Raw genomic sequence first — 15,984 nt, forward strand, 5'->3', positions numbered from 1 at the left:
AGGGCCAGCATCCCGGGGACATTCGGAGGATCTGGCGATCCGTCGCTGACAACACTGTGCAACCGCTTTCCAGCAGGGGTGAGCGTCCTCACACTCGTCCGACATCAGTGCACTTGCACGCATCGAGCGCCGACCCCGCACCGGAGCGGGCGACCGCGATGCCGCCCCGCAGGCCGCACGACAGCCCGGACGGCGCGAGGACGCGACCGTCGCACAGCGAGGAGCCTCATGTCCCTCACCCGCCGCACCCTGCTCGCCGCCTCCGGCGCCGGTGCCGTCGCCGTCGGCGGCGCCGCCTGCGGATCCGGCGGGGCGATGGATCCCTCCGTGCCCCTGGACATCGACGTCGCCGACGCCGACCTCTCCGGGTCGATCGCCCTGCTCACCCCGGATTTCGTGGGCGATGACCGCGCAGTGCTCGACGACGACGTCATCGCTCCCTTCGCGAAGCGGACCGGCGTCGACGTCTCCGTCGACCAGGTCGACTGGAACAAGCTCAACGAGAAGATCTCCACCGGCATCGCCGGCGGCATCATCGCGGACGTCATCATGACCGGGGTCGGCTGGACCCAGCCCTTCGCCGAGAAGGGCATCTTCGCCGAGATCCCCGCCGACTTCATCGAGGGCCTCGGGTACGACGAGAGCGTGCTCGTGTCCACCCGCTACGACGGCCGGTACTACTCCCTCCCGCAGGCCCTGGACCTGCGCTTCATCGGCTTCCATCCCGAGCTGCTCGAGAAGAGGGGCATCGACTCCCCGCCCGAGTCGCTCGACGAGCTCGCCCAGGCGGCCGAGGAGCTCACGGGCGACGGCGTGGTGGGCCTGGACTTCCTCTCCGGAAGCGCCGGCAGCGCACGGCAGGCCTTCGTGTTCCTCCTCTACGCCTTCGGCGGCACCATGTTCAGCGACGACGGGATGGCGCCCCGGCTGCACGAGGAGCCCGGACGGCTCGCGCTGCAGTGGATGCTCGACTGCATGGACACCGGCGCGATCGACTACTCGATCCAGGCCGCGGAGGGGCAGCCCTCGCCGTTCCAGCAGAAGACGGCCGCCATGTCGCTGGTCTCGACCGGGAACTGGCCCACCTGGCAGACGATGACCCCGGACCTGTGCGAGAAGGGCGCGGTGGGGACGTTCCTGCTCCCCAGCGGCGTCGACGCCGACCCGGTGATGTTCCAGGGCGGCACCTTCATCTCGATCTCGAGCCTGTCGAAGAACAAGGACGCCGCGGCCGCGTTCATGAAGCACATGCTCGACCCCGACATCCTCGGCAAGGCGAGCGCCGCGACCGGCAAGGTGCCGCCCACGCCCGACATCCCCGAGACCGACGGCATCCGCAGCAATCTGCTGATGACCTTCGGCCTCGACAACCTCCCCTACGCGGGGGCGACCGAGGGCGGCTCCGCCGCCTACATGGAGGTCAGGGGAAATCTCGACGGCATCGTCGAGACCTGCCTGACCGGCAGGGCCACGGTCGACCAGACCCTGGCCGACATGAAGAAGCTGTGCGACGGCGCGATCAGCAGGATCTGAGGACCGGACCATGACGACCACCGCCCCCACCGCGTCCACGGGCCGCACGGCCCCCGCCGCGAGTCCCCCTGCACCCGAGACGCGGCGACGCCGCTCCGTGCGCACCGCCGAGAAGCGCTGGGGGCTGCTGCTCGCGGCACCGGCGACGCTGCACACGCTGATCTGGATCGGAGCGCCGATCGTCGTCGCGATCGTCCTCAGCTTCACCGCGTACGACATCATCCACGCCCCGGAGTTCTCCGGGCTCGAGAACTACGCGACGATCTTCACCGACGGATTGTTCTGGCTCTCCGTGCTGCACAACGTGATCATCGCCGCCGTCGGGATCCCCATCTCGATGTTCCTCGCGCTCGTGTTCGCCACGATGCTCAACCGGGCCCTGCCGGGCCGCGGCGTGTTCCGGGTGATGATCTTCCTGCCCCACATCACCGCCACCGTCGCCGTCGCGATGATCTGGCTGTGGATCTACAGCCCGTCGCAGAGCGGCCTGATGAACGTGGTGCTGGGCCTGGTCGGGATCAAGCCGCTGCCCTTCCTCACCAATCCCGATCTGGCGCTGGGCAGCGTCATCCTGGTGACGATCTGGCAGGGCATCGGGCTGAAGATGCTCATCTACCTGGCGGCGCTGCAGGGCGTGGACGAGCAGATGTACGAGGCGGCGGACCTGGACGGCGCGAACTTCGTGCAGAAGTTCTTCCGCATCACCGTGCCGATGCTGAAGCCGGCGACCTTCTTCATCCTGGTCACCTCGCTGATCTCGAACTTCCAGACCTTCGACCTCATCTACATCCTCACCGAGGGCGGTCCCGCGAACTCGACCTCCGTGGTCACCTACCGCATCTACCAGACGGCATTCCAGGAGTTCCGCGTGGGGCTCGCCAACGCCCAGTCGGTGATCCTGCTGCTGATCCTGGTGGTGCTCGCGTTCCTGTCCCGCCGCATCGTCGGAGGCACCGATGACGACTGATCACGCCCCGAGCATCACCGGCACCGCCCCGTCCGCGACGCGCGCACGGGACCACAGCCTGCGACGCCGCAAACGCACGTCGAACGCGCTGGTCCTGGCGTTCCTCATCGTCGCCTCGGTGATCATGGCCGCGCCGTTCCTGTGGATGGCGGTCTCCTCGATCCGCGACCCCACGGAGCTCGCCCAGGTGCCGATGCCGCTGATCCCGAAGGATCTGCGGCTCGAGAACTACAGCGAGGCGCTGGGCCGGGCGCCGTTCGCGACCTATGCGCGCAACAGCCTGATCCTCGCGACCGCGGCCGCGGCGCTCAACGTGGTCTTCGCGTCCGCATGCGGGTACGCCCTGGCCAAGCTGAGGTTCCGTCTCGCGCCGGCCGTGTTCGGCTGGATGGTCGCGTGCATCATGATCCCGTTCTACGCGACGGTGATCCCGGTCTTCCTCATGGTGCGCCACATGCCGCTGTTCGGCGGGAACACCCTCATGGGCGTGGGCGGGACGGGCTGGATCGACACCTGGTGGGCGCTCATCGTCCCCGGTGCCGTCTCCCCGTTCATGGTGTTCCTCTTCCGCCAGTTCTACGTCTCCACGCCGTCAGAGCTCATCGAGGCCGCTCGGCTGGACGGGGTGAGCGAGTTCGGGATCTTCACGCGGATCATCACCCCGCTGATCCGGCCCGGGCTGCTGACCGTGGCCCTGCTGAGCTTCGAGGCGGGATGGAACAACTTCCTGTGGCCGCTGCTGGTGACGACCTCCGACGAGCTGCGCGTCATCCAGGTCGGGATCGCCTCCTTCCGGCAGGAGGCATCGACGGACTGGCACCTGCTGATGGCGGGGACGACGCTCGCTGCGGTGCCGATGATCGTGCTGTTCCTGATCTTCCAGAGGTACTTCGTGCAGGGCTTCGCCTCGTCGGGGATCAAGTGACGTCGGCACCGGCGGGCGAGGCCCGGGGACTGCTGCGGTTCTTCGTGGTCCCCGGCGCGCTGATCGCGACGAACTGGGCGGCGCTGCTCGGTGCGCTCACCGTGATCGGCCTGGTGCCGGCGCTCGCGGCGGCGACGCACACGACGGGCCGCCTGCGCGAGCACCCCGACGCCGCCTTCCGCTCGACGCTCTCCCGTGCTCTCGGCACGCTGCGGCGGGACGCCCCGACGTCGGTGCTCGCCGTGCTGGTGATCCTCGCGACCGGCTTCGACGCGCTGTTCGTCGCATCCCTTCCCAGCCCATCCCGGGTGTTCGTGGTGGGGGTCCTGATCCCGCCCGCCTGGGCGACGATCGCGTGGATCTCCGCCTACGTCCAGGTGGCGTCCGAGGCCGGGAGCGCGAGCTGGTTCGAGGTCGCGCGCGAGGCCATGGGACTGTGCGTCTCCCGTCCGCTGCGCGCGGCGCTGGCCCCCGCGGCGATCATCGCCCTGTCACCGCTCTGGCTGCTGGCGCCGCTCACGATCGCGTGCGGCTTCTCGGTCCCGCCTATGGTCGTCGGGGCCCTGTGGGGAGCATGGGGTGCGGAGTCCCGAGAACCGCGATCATCTGCACGTCCTCGCGTCAGAGGATGAGAAGTTCTCGGGATCCAGTCCGGTTCAGCGACGCCCGGACACGCTCACAGCTCCCGCATGATCTGGGCCATCCGGTCCATCGACTCGCCCGCCTCGCGCAGGCCCACGCGGTTCAGATGCCCGTGGCAGACGCCGCGGCGCACCACGTGCTCGACGTCGACGTCGGCCTGCGCGAGCTGGTCGGCGTAGGCGCGGGAGCTGACCCGCAGGTCGTCGAACTCGTCGGACTCGATGTACGTGCGGGGAAGGGCCGCGAGGCGCTCGGCGGAGGCGAAGGCGGGGAACACGGTGGCACCGGCCTGCTCGGGGTCCCCGCCCACATAGGCGGCGCGCATGATCTGCATCGTCTCCGGCGGGAAGCGCAGCACGGGCGGGGTGACGGCGAGCGCCGCCTCCTCCTCGGCCGTGGGTTCCGGGAGCGAGGCGTGGGCGACGGGGTACATGAGCAGGGAGGCGGCGAGCGGGATGCCCTCCTCGGTGAGGCGCAGGGACGCGGCGGCCGCGAGGTTGCCGCCCGCGCTCGCACCGCCCAGGGCGATCCTCAGCGGGTCGGCGCCGAGCTCGTCGGCGCTCTCGCGGGCCCAGTGCACCACGGCGCACACGTCGTCGCCGGGCACGGGGGCATGCACCCCGCCCCGCGATCCGCCGACGCTGCGCGCGGGGTTCCCGCCCAGCTCCGGGGGCTCGTCGCACAGGCGGTAGTCGACGGACACCACGACGGCGTCGGCCCTGCCGGCGACGCCGCGCGCGACCTGATCGGCCTCGGGCATCTCGAGGTCGCCGTGCATGAAGGCCCCGCCGTGGCACCACACCAGCAGCGGGCGCGCCGAGAACGACGGCCCCTGCGGGGTGTAGACGCGCACCGGCACGGGACCGTGCGGTCCCGGGACCTCACGATCGAGCGTCCCGACCGCCCATTCCTCCGCCTCGCCGTAGGGGGCGTCCCAGGCGGTGCGGACCTCCTCGTCCACCTCCTCCCAGCCGGCCGCGTCGCCGAGGTCGCGCATGCGCCGTGCCATCTCTCCGTGAGGAGACTGGATGGACGCCGGGGAGGGGGTCTCGGACGGTAGGTCGGCGGGCATCAGTGCTCCGATCGGTCGGGAGGAAGCGCTCGCGCAGGCCGACGGACGGGCACCGCTGCGAAGCCTGGAGGAGCTTCGATCCTTTCACATCGAGGACTCCGCACGGGGGCGGCGGCGAGGCTGCGGACGGTGCGGGGATCAGCCCAGCGCGTCCAGGAGGAGATCGACGGACTCCTCCCCCACGAGGCGATGACCTGCATCGGTGGTCACGAGCCGAGCTCCGCTGCCGGCGTCGCGGGATCGCTCCCGGTGCTGCTCGAGCCGCGCGAACGAGGCCCGGGCGGCGGCGATCGGGAACAGCGGGTCCGCCTCCCCCGCTTCGAGGATCAGCGCCCGCGGCGCGACGAGCGCGGCGATCTCCGCCATCTCCAAGGCAGGCAGCAGGCCCGGCACGACATTGCAGGGGCAGTGCGGGATCGCGGCGATGCTCGAGGCGAAGGATGAGAAGAAGTTCGCGACCAGGGCCGCGGGGATGCGGAGGTCGAGCGCCGCGAGGAGCAGCGCGACGGCACCCCCGCCGGAGCCGCCGACGACCCCGACCCGGTCCGGGTCGACGCCGGGCTGCGCCCGCAGGGCCGAGACCGCGGCCGAGGCGTCCGCGACCCGTGCACCGAGCACGGGGCTGCCGTGCAGGAGATGCCGGGCGGCGTCGACCGCGCAGCTGCTCTCGGCGGGGCCATACGGCGCGGCGCCCGGCGCGGGCGGCGTGCGCCGCTGTCCGAAGGAGATCATCTCCGGCACGAGCACCGTGACGCCCCGGTCGACGAGACGCCGGGCGATCGCCCCGTGGTACCCGTCGCCCTCGCCGACGAGCGCGTGCATCCCCGCCCCGTGTCCGGGGACGAGCACGACGGCAGCTCCGCTCCCGCGCCCGGGCGCGGGGCGAAGCAGGAGCGCGGGGAACGGGTCCCTGCCCTCGGGGGCCACCTGCACGGCCGCGGATTCGCCGGGAACCAGGCCCGCCGCGGGGGCGAGCGCGCCCGGGCGATCGCAGCCGAGCAGGGCGCGGAGACGGGCGCGCGCGGCCTCGTCCGGATCCGAGGGCGGTGCCTGCGTCGTCTGCGTCATCACCGCCCCATCTTCCCGCCGCCGGCCCTCCGTGGGGCAGCCGCGGGGCCGAAGCGTGCGGACCGGCCGCACCCGCTTGACGAATGAATCGTTTCAGATCTACGGTGTGCATCGCCGGCCCACCATGGCCCCGCCCGCAGCACGGAGATCGCGCCGCGGACCGCACCCTCGACCGGCCCCGCAGCACGACGAAGGAGTCAGCGCTCATGCCCATCGGCCGACCCAAGCCACTGACCGGCTGGAAGGCGACCGCGGCCGTCTCGATGTCCAACTACATCGACTCCGGCTCGATCATCGCGATCGCCACGTCCCTGGGGTTCTGGGGAGCCGCCTACTTCCCGGACGACAGCGGCCGCATCGCCGGACTGCTCGCCGCGTTCAGCTCGAACGCCTTCGGCGCCGCCGTCGGCGCGCTCATCGGCGGCCCGCTCTGCGACAAGTACGGCCGCAAGTTCATCTACACCTACGACCTGCTGCTGTACGCGGTCGGCGGCCTGATCGCGACGTTCGCGATGAACCTGCCGATGCTCTTCGTCGGCTTCATCGTCATCGGCCTCGCGGTGGGCGCATCGGTGCCCGCAGGCTGGACGTACATCGCGGAGTCCGCGCCCACGCACCAGCGCGGGCGCCACATCGGCGCCACCCAGCTCGCGTGGTCCGTCGGCCCGTTCATCGGCTTCGGCCTCGCCGCACTGCTCTCGCCCCTGGGTCTGGTGGGCAGTCGGATCATCTTCGCGCACCTCGTGGTGATCGCCCTGGTCACCTGGTACATCCGACAGGGCCTCTACGAATCCGAGGCGTGGCAGAAGTCCAAGGGCGGACAGCAGGCCAAGGCCCCGTCGATCTGGACCTCCCTGCGCGGCCTGTTCAGCCGCAAGGCCAACATCACGGCCCTGCTGTTCCTGGTGGCGATCTACACCTTCTGGAACCAGGCGGCGAGCCAGAACGGGATCTTCCTGCCCACGATCCTCTCCTCGATGGGCTTCGGGACGCTCGCCTCAGACCTCTTCTCGATGCTCACCTGGGCGTTCGTCATCATCGGCACGATCGTGTTCATGGTGTTCGTCGACAAGGTGTCCTACCGCTGGTTCTTCCTCGTCGGCGGGGCGATGGCCGTGGTCTCGTGGGTCGTCCTCGTCTTCGGCCCGTCCACCGCGGCGGCCACCGCCTTCGGCTACGCGATCCTGTGGGGGCTCTCCTCCGGCCCGTCGGCCCAGGCCTTCTACTCGGTGTGGTCCCCCGAGCTGTTCGCGACGCCGTACCGCGCCGGGGCCCAGGGACTGGTCTTCTTCACCGTCCGCGTCGCCTCGGGGATCATCTCGCTGGTCTTCCCCGTGATCCTGATGGGTGCGAACGGTCTGCTCATCGACGGGCTGATCCTCATCGCCTTCCTGCTCGCCTCGACGCTGATCGGCACGATCTTCGCCCCGCGCACCCAGGGCAAGGAGCTGCGCGAGATCGAGATCGAGCGCTACGGCGAGGTCGTCTCGGCCGGGCTGCTCGATGCCGAGGCGGGACGTCCCCGGGCCGACGACGAGGGGCGCTGACGATGCTCCACCACGACCTCCGCCCGATCCCGGGAGCCCGGTCATGAACGTCGACGCCGCTCCCGAGCGCGCTCCCCGCCCGTGGCACGTCGCGATCGTCTGCGGCATGGCCTCCTACATCGACGCCGCCGCGATCGTGAGCTCCGGGATCGCCCTGGTGATCTACCAGCAGGCGATCGGTCTGACGAACGGCCAGGTGGGGATCCTCTCCGGTCTGCTCACCTTCTGCATCGCGATCGGCGCGATCACGGGCGGTCGACTGGGCGACCGGCTCGGCCGACGGCACGTCTTCATCGCCACGATGGCGATGGTGGTCCTCGGGGCCGTGCTCCTCGTCCTCGCGGGCACCTTCACCAGCCTGCTGCTGGGGACCGTGCTCGTGGGGCTCGGCACCGGCGCCGACCTGCCCGTCTCGCTCGCCACGATCTCCGAGGCCGCGACCGACGCGAACCGTGGGAAGCTGCTCGGCTTCTCCCAGGTCCTGTGGACCGCGGGCATCCTGGGGACGACGGCCACCTCCGCGGTGGTGGGAGGAATGGGGCACCTGGGCGGGCAGATCATGTTCGCCATGATCGGGGTGATCGCGCTCGTGGTCCTCGCGCTGCGGCTGACGATCCCGGAGTCCCGCTCGTGGCAGGACGCCCACGCCGAGCGCCTCGCCGGGGCCGACACCGTCCGCGCCCGGCGCACCGGCCTGAGGGACCTGCTGACCGAGCGCCTCTATCTCGTGCCCTTCGCCGCGATCCTGGTGTTCTACTCGCTCACCAACATCGGCGCGAACACGGGCGGGCAGTTCGGCACCTGGATCGCGGTGAACGTCGTGGGTGTCTCGGTGCAGCTGAACTCCCTGATCAGCCTGGTGCTGTTCCCCGCCGGGTTCCTCTGGGCGTTCCTGTTCATGCGGATCGTGGACACGCCGCACCGCATGACCTGGTTCCTGGTCGGCGCCGTGGCGCTGGTGGTCTCCTACCTGCTGCCCGCCGTGCTGGGCTTCTCCCTGCCGGTCTGGATCATCATGCAGATCGTCAACGGCTTCGGCGGCGGCTTCGCCTTCGAGGCCATCATGAAGGTCTGGTCCCAGGAGTCCTTCCCCACGCTCATGCGCTCGAGCGCACAGGGCACCACGATCGCCGTGGCGCGCGTGATCGCGGCCGTCGCCGGCATCCTCACCCCGTCCCTGCTGTACGCGAACCCTCGCGCCTTCTACGCGGGGATCGCCGTGGTGGTGCTGATCGGCGTGGTCGTCGGCCACCTCGTGTTCCGATCCCGCCGCGCGAACCTCTTCGACGTCGAGGCGAAGGACCTCGGCGAGGCGCAGGAGGAGCTGATGGAGCAGGGGCTCCGCGCCGCCGCGCCGGCCGGCCGCAGTTCCGGACCGCCCTGATCACGGCTCCGCCCCCGTCGTCCCGATCCCCGATCCCGACCCACCCGCTCGATCCACCCGTTCACCCCGCCCGACCACCCCACCCGCGAAGGAGACACCCCATGCCGCAGCTGACCGCCCTCCCCGACCCGATCGCCCGCGACCTCGCCGACTTCTCGATCGAGGTGCCCAGCTGGGGTTACGGGAACTCCGGCACCCGCTTCAAGGTGTTCACGACGCCCGGCACCCCGCGCGACCCGTACGAGAAGATCGCCGACGCCGCCCAGACGCACGCCTTCACCGGCTCCGCCCCGCGGGTCTCCCTGCACTACCCCTGGGACCGGGTCGAGGACTTCGGGACGCTGGCCGACTACGCCCGTGAGCAGGGCGTCGAGATCGGCATGATCAACTCCAACACCTTCCAGGACGACACCTATAAGTTCGGCTCCCTCACCCACGGCGACAAGGCCGTGCGCCGCCAGGCGATCGACCACCACCTCGAGTGCATCGACGTCATGCGGGCGACGGGCTCGAAGGAGCTGAAGATCTGGCTGGCCGACGGCACGAACTACGCCGGCCAGGACTCGATCCGGGAGCGCCAGGACCGCCTCGCCGAGTCCCTGAGCGAGGTCTACGGTGGCCTCGCGGACGACGAGCGGCTCGTGCTCGAATACAAGTTCTTCGAGCCGGCGTTCTACCACACGGACGTCCCGGACTGGGGCACGAGCCTGCTGCACTGCCTCGCCCTCGGCGAGAAGGCGATGGTCGTGCTCGACACCGGACACCACGCGCCCGGCACCAACATCGAGTTCATCGTCGCCCAGCTCCTGCGCCAGCAGCGCCTGGGCGCCTTCGACTTCAACTCCCGCAACTACGCGGACGACGACCTCATCGTGGGCGCCGCCGACCCGTTCCAGCTCGTGCGGATCCTCTTCGAGATCGTCCAGCAGGACGCCCACCGGCCGGAGTCGGGCGTGAACTTCATGCTCGACCAGTGCCACAACCTGGAGTCGAAGATCCAGGGCCAGATCCGCTCCGTGATGAACGTGCAGGAGGCCCTGGCCAAGGCGCTGCTCGTGGACCGCGAGGCCCTCGCCGACGCCCAGCGCCGCAACGACGTGCTCGAGGCGAACGGCATCCTCATGGACGCCTTCTGGACCGACGTCCGCCCGGCGCTCGCGACCTTCCGCGAGGAGCGCGGCCTGCCCGCCGACCCCTTCGCGGCGTTCCGCGCGAGCGGCTACGAGGAGAAGGTCGCCGCCGAGCGCGTGGGCGGCGACCAGATGGGCTGGGGCGCCTGACCCCTCGCCCGTCGGCCGGACCCGATCTCCCCTCCGCATCCTCGACAGGAGAATCTTCATGACCACTGCTCGCGAGACCATCGACGCGCTCCTGGAGCGCTCCCACCAGCTGGGCGCGGACCCGCGCACCACGAACTTCGCCGGCGGCAACACGTCGGCCAAGGGCACCGACACCGATCCCGTGACCGGCCAGGACGTCGACCTGCTGTGGGTCAAGGGCTCCGGCGGCGACCTCGGCACCCTGCAGGAGAAGGGCCTGGCGGTGCTGCGCCTGGACCGCGTGCGCGCGCTGCGCGACGTCTACCCCGGCGTGGAGCGCGAGGACGAGATGGTCGCAGCGTTCGACCACTGCCTGTTCGGGAAGGGCGGCGCCGCGCCCAGCATCGACACCGCGATGCACGCCCTCGTCGATGCCGCCCACGTGGACCACCTCCATCCCGACGCGGGCATCGCGATCGCGACCGCTGCGGACGGCGAGCGCCTGACCCGCGAGATCTTCGGCGACGCCGTGGTGTGGGTGCCGTGGCGGCGGCCCGGCTTCCAGCTGGGCCTCGACATCGCGGCCATCAAGGAGGCGAACCCGCAGGCCATCGGCTGCATCCTGGGCGGCCACGGCATCACCGCCTGGGGCGAGAGCTCGCAGGAGGCCCAGCAGAACTCCGAGCGGATCATCCGCGAGGCCCAGGCATATCTCGACGAGCGCGGCACCGCCGATCCCTTCGGCGCGCACGACGCGGCCCGCGAGGCGCTGCCCGAGGACGAGCGCCGCGCGAAGGCCTCGGCGCTGTTCCCGGTGATCCGCGGGCTCGCCTCGACCGATGCGCCGATGATCGGGCACTGGACCGACACCGAGGACGTCCACGAGCTCCTCGCCGGGGAGAAGCTCGCGGCCCTCGCCGAGCTCGGCACGTCGTGCCCCGATCACTTCCTGCGCACGAAGGTGAAGCCGCTGGTCCTCGATCTCCCGTCGGACGCCTCGACCGAGGAGCAGGTGGCGCGCCTGCACGAGCTGCACGAGGCCTACCGCGGGGACTACGCCGCCTACTACGCGCGCCACGCCTCGCAGGACTCCCCCGCCATGCGCGGCGCGGATCCGGCGATCGTGCTGGTCCCGGGCGTGGGCATGTTCTCCTTCGGGGCCGACGCGCAGACCGCACGGGTGGCCGGCGAGTTCTACGTCAACGCGATCCGGGTGATGCGCGGGGCCGAGTCCGTCTCCACCTACGCGCCGATCGACGAGGCGGAGAAGTTCCGCATCGAGTACTGGGCGCTCGAGGAGGCGAAGCTGCAGCGCCGCCCGAAGCCCAAGCCGCTCGCGACCCGCGTCGCGCTCGTGACCGGCGCCGGATCCGGGATCGGGAAGGCGACCGCCGAGCGGCTCGTCGCCGAGGGCGCGTGCGTGGTCATCGCCGACCTGAACCTGGAGAACGCCCAGGCGGTCGCCGAGGAGCTCGGCGGTCCGGACCGCGCCGTGGCCCTGCGGGCGGACGTGTCGGACGAGGCGTCCGTGGTGCAGATGGTGGCCGACGCGGTGCTCCCCTTCGGCGGCATCGACCTGATCGTCAACAACGCCGGGCTCTCCCTCTCCAAGCCGCTGCTCGAGACGACGGCGAAGGACTGGGACCTCCAGCACGACGTGATGGCGCGCGGCAGCTTCCTGGTCTCCCGCGAGGCGGCCCGGGTGATGATCGAGCAGGCCATGGGCGGGGACATCATCTACATCTCCTCGAAGAACTCGGTGTTCGCGGGGCCCAACAACATCGCCTACTCGGCGACCAAGGCCGATCAGGCCCACCAGGTGCGGCTGCTCGCGGCCGAGCTCGGCGGCCACCAGATCCGCGTCAACGGCATCAACCCCGACGGGGTGGTGCGCGGCTCGGGGATCTTCGCGGGCGGCTGGGGTGCGAGCCGCGCCAAGGTCTACGGGGTCAAGGAGGAGGAGCTGGGCGAGTTCTACGCCCAGCGCACCCTGCTCAAGCGCGAAGTGCTCCCCGCGAACGTCGCGAACGCCGTGTTCGCGCTGACCGCGGGCGACCTCTCCCACACCACCGGTCTGCACATCCCCGTCGACGCCGGGGTCGCGGCCGCGTTCCTGCGATGAGCCCGGGAGCTCGAGCGTTGAGCCCGGGAGCAGAGTCCGACGGGACGCGCCCGCGGGCAGACGGGGCCGACGGACCGCGCCCCCGGGCAGACGGCCGCCCCCTCGCCCTGGCCGCGATCGACCTTGGCGCGACCTCGGGACGCGTGATGGTCGGTCTGCTGCGCCCGTCGCCCTACGGCACGACCGATGGCGGGGAGGGCGACAGCGACGACCCGACCGGCCGCCTGGAACTGCACGCCGCGCATCGCTTCGAGAACCGCCTCGGACGACGCGACGGCCATCTGAGCTGGGACATCGACGCCCTGTGGGAGCAGGTGCGGCAGGGGCTCACTGCCGCCGAGCATCTCGCGCGGGAGCTGGGCGCGGACGGCATCTCGTCTATCGGCGTGGATTCGTGGGCCGTCGACTACGCCCTCGTCGGGCCCGACGGCGAGCGGATCGGCGAGGTGATCGCGTATCGCGACGAGCGCACCGACGGCGCCGCGGAGAGCGTCGCCCGCCGCGTCGACGTCGGGCGGCAGTTCGCGCTGACCGGCATCGCCCAGCAGCCCTTCAACACCCTGTACCAGCTCGCGGTCGACGATCGCCTCGGCAGCGCCCCCGCCGGCACGCCGGCATTGCTGGTCCCGGACCTGCTCACCTTCCTGCTCACCGGCGAGCGCCGCACGGAGCTCACGAACGCCTCGACCACCGGGATGCTCGCAGCCGGTGAGAACGCGTGGTCCCCCGAGATGCTCGAGGCCGCGGGCGTGGACGAGGGGCAGTTCGCCCCGCTCATCAGGCCCGGGGAGCGCGTCGGCCCGGTCCGCAGCGACCTCGCGCGCGAGCTGGGAATCGGCGAGGTGCCGGTGATCGCCGTCGGCTCCCATGACACGGCCTCGGCCGTGCTCGCCGTTCCCGCCGCGGACGACGGCCCCGTCGCCTTCATCTCCTCGGGCACCTGGTCGCTCATCGGCCTCGAGCTCGAGTCGCCCGTCCTCACCGAGAGAGCGCGCGAGGCGGGGTTCACGAACGAGCGCGGCGTCGACGAGACCTTCCGCTTCCTCAAGAACGTCGCGGGGATGTGGCTGGTCAGCGAGTCGATCGCGCAGTGGGAGGAATCCGGGGCGCGCATCGACCTCGACGACCTGCTCGCCGCCGCGGCCGCGGTCCCCGGCGACAGGTTCCGGATCGACCCGACGGACCCGTGCTTCCTCGCCCCGGGCCGGATGGCCGACCGCGTGGCCGATGCCGCCCGCGTGATCGGCGGGGACGAGGAGCGCCCGCGCACCCCGGCCCAGCTGGTGCGCTGCATCCTCGAATCCCTCGCCGAGACCTACCGGGACGAGCTGCACGCGGCGTGCCGGCTGGCACGCCGCCCGCTGCCGGAGCGCCTGCACGTGGTGGGCGGCGGCAGCCGGAACCGCCTGCTCAGCCAGCTCACCGCGGACGCCCTGGGCATCGAGGTCGTCGCGGGTCCGATGGAGGCGACCGCACTGGGGAACCTCACGCTGCAGGCCCGGGCCCTCGGCGCGATCCCCCACCGCCCCGGCTCGATCCGCGAGCTGGTCCGCGCGAGCGTGGAGCTGGAGGTGTTCGCGCCCGGAGAGAGGTCGGGGACGAGCGCTCGGTGAGGACCGCTCAGGCCCTCCGCCACGCCTGACGCGCGAACACCGACGCGTAGGCGGCCGTGCAGGCGGCGAGGGTGAGACCGGCGAGGGCGCGTCCGGCGGCCGGGTCGAGGTCCCCGTGCAGGACGAGCACGATCGCCATACCCGCTCCCAGGCAGCCGACCACAGCGGCGACGACGTGCAGCATCTGGTCCTGGACCAGGCGGAACAGCGCGAAGTGCGCCGCGACGATGAAGGCGACCGCGGGCACGACCAGGGCGCCGTGGCCGGTCCTGCCCAGCAGCACGCAGACGAGCGGGATCAGGAGCACCTCGAGGCCGGCGAAGATCCCGGCCGCGCGCCCGGAGACGAGCCCTCCGTGTTCCCTGTCGCGCTGCGCGGACCGGGGTCGGCCGATCGCGCTCCGCGGGGCCCGTCGGCCTCGGACCAGGCCGACCGCGCCCATGATGACGGCGAGCACTCCGAGCACCATGCCGATGACCGCGATGATGGGGAGCGTCTCCAGGGCGTTGGAGGACCAGGCGGTGGTCATGAGTCCCATGAAGACGGTGAGGCCGGCGAAGACGCGTCGTTCGGTGGTCATGGGTCGATCCTGCCGACCGGACGGGCGCGCCGGATCCGCCCCCTGTCACTCCCGGCCCATGACAACCGTCATCGAGGTGCGGCCCGGCTCATCCCCGCGATGATCCGCGCCTGACCAGCTCCGGGCTGAAGCGCACGTGCCGGTCCACGGCGTCGTCGCCCGCGCTGATCTTCTCCTCGAGCAGGGCGAGGGCGGTGCGGCCCATGAGTTCGGAGGGCTGGGCGATGGAGGTCAGCGGGACCACGGTGCTGCGGGCGAAGGCGATGTCGTCGTAGCCGACCATCGCGATCTCGTCGGGCACGGCGATGCCGGCCTCGTAGGCGAAGGCCTGCATCATGCCGACGGCCACGAGGTCGTTCACGCAGAACACGCCGTCGGGCCGGTCCTCGGGGGAGCGTTCGGCGATCTCGGAGCCGGCGGCGCGCCCGGCCAGGACGGTGAGATCGTCGGCCTCGATGAGCTCGAGCTCGAGCCCTGCCTCGGTGGCGGCGGCCTCGGCGCCCTCGATGCGGGCCGAGACCTGGTGGAGGTCCCCGCGGGCGAAGACCATGGCGGGGCGTCGCGCACCGCCTTCGATGAGGTGGGCGACGGCCAGGCGCCCTCCCTCGACGTCGTCCACGGAGACGGTCGAGCCGCCGGCGCCCCCGCCCGAGCGCCCGTCCGCCCCTCGTTCCCCCTCGTCCTCGACCATCACCACGGGGGTGCCGCGATCGACGATCGAGCGGACCAGCTCGCGGTCGGTGCCTGCGGAGGCGAGGAGGATGCCGCGCACGCGCTGCTCCTCGAAGAGGGAGAGGTAGAGCTTCTCGCGCTCGGCGCTGTTGCCCGAGCTGCCCACGATCACGGCGAGCCCGGAGTCCTCGGCGGCGGCCTCCATGCCGTGCACGAGGTCCGCGTAGAAGGGGTTCGTCGAGTCCAGGACGATCGCGCCGACGGTCCGCGAGCGGCCCATCTTCAGCAGGCGCGCGGCGTCGTTGCGCACGTACCCGAGGTCGGCGATGGCCTGCTCGACGCGGGCCCGACGGTCCGCGGAGACGATGTCGGGCCGGTTCAGCACGTTCGAGACGGTGCCCACGGACACCCCGGCCGCACGGGCCACGTCCTTCATGCCGACCGGTCGCGAGTTCACCACGGCCCAGACGCTACCCCACGGCGCGCCCGTCGGCCCCCGCGCCGGCCCACTCTTGCAACGTTTCATCAACCGTGATGGACTTGCGTCGCACCGCGCCGCGCACGGCTCCGCGCCGCCCGCGCCGCGCACTCCGCACCCCT

13 protein-coding genes are annotated in these 15,984 nt (G+C 71.4%); 9 read left to right on the top strand and 4 right to left on the bottom strand.

What is annotated here, in order from left to right; all coding sequences use genetic code 11:
- Positions 1-228 precede the first annotated feature (228 nt).
- Genes M4486_RS11865 through M4486_RS11880 form a run of 4 tightly spaced genes read left to right on the top strand, consistent with a single transcriptional unit; the run spans position 229 to position 4,057 of the window.
- Positions 229-1,533: an extracellular solute-binding protein gene (locus tag M4486_RS11865; RefSeq protein WP_249477385.1), complete on the top strand. Its 1,305-nt coding sequence runs from the start codon at positions 229-231 to the stop codon at positions 1,531-1,533.
- A 10-nt stretch (positions 1,534-1,543) separates the two neighbouring features.
- Complete coding sequence (locus tag M4486_RS11870; protein ID WP_249477386.1) at positions 1,544-2,500, top strand: carbohydrate ABC transporter permease; 957 nt, start codon at positions 1,544-1,546, stop codon at positions 2,498-2,500.
- Entirely contained in the window at positions 2,490-3,425 is a 936-nt protein-coding gene (locus tag M4486_RS11875) for a carbohydrate ABC transporter permease (RefSeq protein ID WP_249477387.1), read from the top strand. The genes M4486_RS11870 and M4486_RS11875 overlap by 11 nt, the downstream gene beginning before the upstream one ends.
- The gene (locus M4486_RS11880; protein WP_249477389.1) at positions 3,422-4,057 is read left to right on the top strand and encodes a hypothetical protein; all 636 of its coding nucleotides are present in this window, start codon (positions 3,422-3,424) and stop codon (positions 4,055-4,057) included. The genes M4486_RS11875 and M4486_RS11880 overlap by 4 nt, the downstream gene beginning before the upstream one ends.
- A gap of 44 nt (positions 4,058-4,101) precedes the next feature.
- Here M4486_RS11880 and M4486_RS11885 read toward each other — a convergent pair whose 3' ends face one another.
- Positions 4,102-5,076 carry an alpha/beta hydrolase gene (locus M4486_RS11885; RefSeq protein WP_249477390.1) on the bottom strand — a complete coding sequence of 325 codons (975 nt, stop codon included), beginning with the start codon at positions 5,074-5,076 and terminating at the stop codon, positions 4,102-4,104.
- 201 nt (positions 5,077-5,277) lie between these two features.
- A complete protein-coding gene (locus M4486_RS11890; protein ID WP_249477391.1) occupies positions 5,278-6,207 on the bottom strand; it encodes a dienelactone hydrolase family protein in 930 nt (309 codons plus the stop codon).
- Between the two features lie 206 nt (positions 6,208-6,413).
- Between M4486_RS11890 and M4486_RS11895 the strand changes: the two genes are divergently transcribed.
- The 5 genes from M4486_RS11895 (at position 6,414) to M4486_RS11915 (ending at position 14,132) form a co-directional block, all read left to right on the top strand.
- Positions 6,414-7,754 carry an MFS transporter gene (locus M4486_RS11895; RefSeq protein WP_249477392.1) on the top strand — a complete coding sequence of 447 codons (1,341 nt, stop codon included), beginning with the start codon at positions 6,414-6,416 and terminating at the stop codon, positions 7,752-7,754.
- 43 nt (positions 7,755-7,797) lie between these two features.
- Complete coding sequence (locus M4486_RS11900) at positions 7,798-9,138, top strand: MFS transporter (RefSeq protein ID WP_249477394.1); 1,341 nt, start codon at positions 7,798-7,800, stop codon at positions 9,136-9,138.
- A 101-nt stretch (positions 9,139-9,239) separates the two neighbouring features.
- Positions 9,240-10,418 carry an L-rhamnose isomerase gene (gene rhaI, locus M4486_RS11905; protein ID WP_249477395.1) on the top strand — a complete coding sequence of 393 codons (1,179 nt, stop codon included), beginning with the start codon at positions 9,240-9,242 and terminating at the stop codon, positions 10,416-10,418.
- Positions 10,419-10,476: 58 nt separating this feature from the next.
- The gene (locus tag M4486_RS11910; RefSeq protein WP_249477397.1) at positions 10,477-12,519 is read left to right on the top strand and encodes a bifunctional aldolase/short-chain dehydrogenase; all 2,043 of its coding nucleotides are present in this window, start codon (positions 10,477-10,479) and stop codon (positions 12,517-12,519) included.
- A gap of 17 nt (positions 12,520-12,536) precedes the next feature.
- Positions 12,537-14,132: a rhamnulokinase gene (locus M4486_RS11915; RefSeq protein WP_249477398.1), complete on the top strand. Its 1,596-nt coding sequence runs from the start codon at positions 12,537-12,539 to the stop codon at positions 14,130-14,132.
- A gap of 7 nt (positions 14,133-14,139) precedes the next feature.
- Here the strand turns inward: M4486_RS11915 and M4486_RS11920 are convergent, their stop codons facing one another.
- Together M4486_RS11920 and M4486_RS11925 are read right to left on the bottom strand one after the other, a co-directional pair.
- A complete protein-coding gene (locus M4486_RS11920; protein ID WP_249477400.1) occupies positions 14,140-14,712 on the bottom strand; it encodes a hypothetical protein in 573 nt (190 codons plus the stop codon).
- Positions 14,713-14,800: 88 nt separating this feature from the next.
- Positions 14,801-15,844 carry a LacI family DNA-binding transcriptional regulator gene (locus M4486_RS11925; RefSeq protein WP_249477402.1) on the bottom strand — a complete coding sequence of 348 codons (1,044 nt, stop codon included), beginning with the start codon at positions 15,842-15,844 and terminating at the stop codon, positions 14,801-14,803.
- Positions 15,845-15,984 lie beyond the last annotated feature (140 nt).

It is taken from the genome of Brachybacterium kimchii (genome assembly GCF_023373525.1).
In the GTDB taxonomy this organism is placed as follows: Bacteria; Actinomycetota; Actinomycetes; order Actinomycetales; family Dermabacteraceae; genus Brachybacterium; species Brachybacterium kimchii.